Here is a 2,387-nt window from a genome sequence, read left to right on the forward strand (position 1 = left end):
GGGTTGTGGGTCTTGGCCATCCGATAGATGGTGGCGATGATCCTCGCGCCGTCCATGAGGGGGTTGAGCTTCGTCCTGGTGCCCACCGTCCTCGAACGGTAGGTTATGGGGACTTCAACGATCGAAAGCCCCTTTTTGACGCTGTCGACGGTCATCTCCGTCTCGATCTCAAAGCCGGTCATGGTGAGGTCGAGCCGGCTGACGCCCTGGCGGGTGAAGGCCCGATATCCCGTCAGGATGTCGTTCAGGGGAACGTCGTATATCAGCCTGAAGAAGAAGTTAATCAGCCGGTTTCCCGCGGAGTTCAGCCTGGTCAGGGCTCCTTTCTGGAGGTTTCCAAACCGATTTCCCATCACATGGTCGGCTTTTCCCGCGAGGACGGGGTCGAGAAGGAGGTGGACCTCGGCAGGAAGGTAGGTGCCGTCCCCGTCGATCATCACGATGTACTCCGATTCGATCAGATCGAAGGCCTCTTTGAGGGCCTGACCCTTGCCCTGGCCACTCTGAATGACGACCCGCGCTCCGGCCGTCCTCGCTCGCTCGCAGGTCCGGTCACGGCTGTGGCCGTCGATCACCAGGATATCTTCAAAGCCCATCGCCCTGAACTCGCCGATCACCTCGGCTATGGCGTCCTCCTCGTTGAGGGTCGGTATCAGAACGCAGACGTCTCTGGGGGTCAATCTCGATCAGCTCGGTCTCGACTTGGGAATGATGGTCGGTGGCGATCTGGGCGGCCGCCTTTGCAAGCTTTTGTCACTTCAGGGCCCCTTTTATGATCCCCTCGAACCTCTCCACCAGCTCGTCCTCATCGCCTCCTGCGGTCTCGACGTAGAGCCTTATGAGCGGCTCGGTGTTGGAGGGCCTGATGAGGACGCTGTAATCTTCGGTGCAGATCTTGAGGCCGTCGGTGGCGTCGGGCTCGAGGGATGCGAGATCCCCGGCAAGCCGTCTCATCACCTCGGCCGGGGACCCCTCTATCCTGATGCTCTTCTGGATGTAGGGGTAGTCGGGGATGGCGTCCGCGAGGTCCGATAGCCTCTCGCCTCGACTGATCACCTCACCGAGGGCGAGGCTCATGGCGAAGGGGTCGTCGGATAGCTGAAACTCCGAGAGGAAGAAGTGAGCGCTCCGCTCGACGCCCAGGACCGCGCCCTCCTTCTTGACCCGGTTGGCGACGTAAACGTCGCCGACCCTCTCCCTGATCACCTCGATCCCCAGGGGCAAAAGCTCCCGCTCGACGATCATGGAGCAGTCGAAGCCCGCTACCACCTTGTCTCCGGGGCCGTACCTCTCCTTGGCCAGGATCACCGCCACCTTCTCCGGGGTGACGATCCGTCCCCGATCGTCGATGACCAGGCCCCGGTCGGCGTCAGGGTCGAAGCCGACGCCGTAATCCGCCCTGGCCCCCACCACCTTCTTCGCCGCCTCCTTCAGCGACTCCTCGGTGGGGGCCGGGCCTCGGCCGGGGAAGAGGCCGTCGGGCTCGCCGTTGATCACCCTCCCGTCGAAGTCGAGCCTCTGATAGAGGAGAGACATCCCGCAGGCCGAGCCGTTCCCCATGTCCAGGACGACCCTGAGGGGCCGCTCGATATCCAGCTTCCCCTCGACGTAGTCGGCGTACCTTCGGATGGCGTCTTCCGGGGATCGGTCGGTCTTCCGTCCTTCGCCCTCTCGAAAGGCACCCTTCTCGTAGAGGTCCATCATCTCCGTCTGGTGGTAGAGCATCCCATACCCCTCGGCGGTCCTGAACCGAATCCCGTTGTACTGGGGAGGGTTATGGGATGCCGAGATGTAGGCGGCAGCGTCGTAGCTCCCTTTCCAGGTCTCAAAGCTGATCATCGGTATCGGGAGAACACCGTAGCTATCGACGTTGCAGCCTGCAGATAAAACCCCATCGAGAAAGGCCCGTTCCACCGAAGGGCCGCTCTTCCTGGTGTCCCTCCCCAGGGTTATTTTGCCGTCGGCGAGGTAGGACCCCAGCGCTTTTCCCACCCTTTCGGCGAGATCCTCGGTAAGCTCCGTCCCATAGACGCCTCGCACGTCATAAGCTCTGAAGACTGTCACACTTAGGAGTCGTCGGAAGATCTAAAATAGTTTTCGAAAAACGATCCGGCCTTTCCCTCAGTCCAGAGGAGGCTCGATCGTCCCCACGGCGTGGCCGGATCTTATCGATCCGATCCTCACCCGCGCCCTCTCGCCGACCGCCGCTCCGGGGACGAATATCTTGAACCCCTCGACCTCAGCTACCCCGTCCCCAGACTTTCCGACTCCGACTATATCAAGCTCCAGGACCTCCCCCACCGATACAGGCGGCAAAAAGAAACCCTGGGCTACGACGTACATCTCGGCGCTCTCCTTTCTGGAGGCGGCCGGCGAGTGGGCCTGGG

The 2,387-nt window shown here is 61.8% G+C and carries 3 protein-coding genes; all 3 read right to left on the bottom strand.

Features of this window, described 5'->3' with window-relative positions; genetic code table 11:
• On the bottom strand, positions 1-680 hold a 680-nt coding region (gene aglJ, locus ACP5EL_RS10275), incomplete at its 3' end, for an S-layer glycoprotein N-glycosyltransferase AglJ (RefSeq protein WP_428402416.1).
• Between the two features lie 73 nt (positions 681-753).
• A complete protein-coding gene (locus tag ACP5EL_RS10280; RefSeq protein ID WP_428402417.1) occupies positions 754-2,064 on the bottom strand; it encodes a phosphoglucomutase in 1,311 nt (436 codons plus the stop codon).
• Positions 2,065-2,121: 57 nt separating this feature from the next.
• Positions 2,122-2,387: TRAM domain-containing protein (locus ACP5EL_RS10285; protein WP_428402418.1), on the bottom strand; the 266-nt coding region annotated here is incomplete at its 5' end.

This window comes from Methanocrinis sp., assembly GCF_049974945.1.
Lineage (GTDB): Archaea > Halobacteriota > Methanosarcinia > Methanotrichales > Methanotrichaceae > Methanocrinis.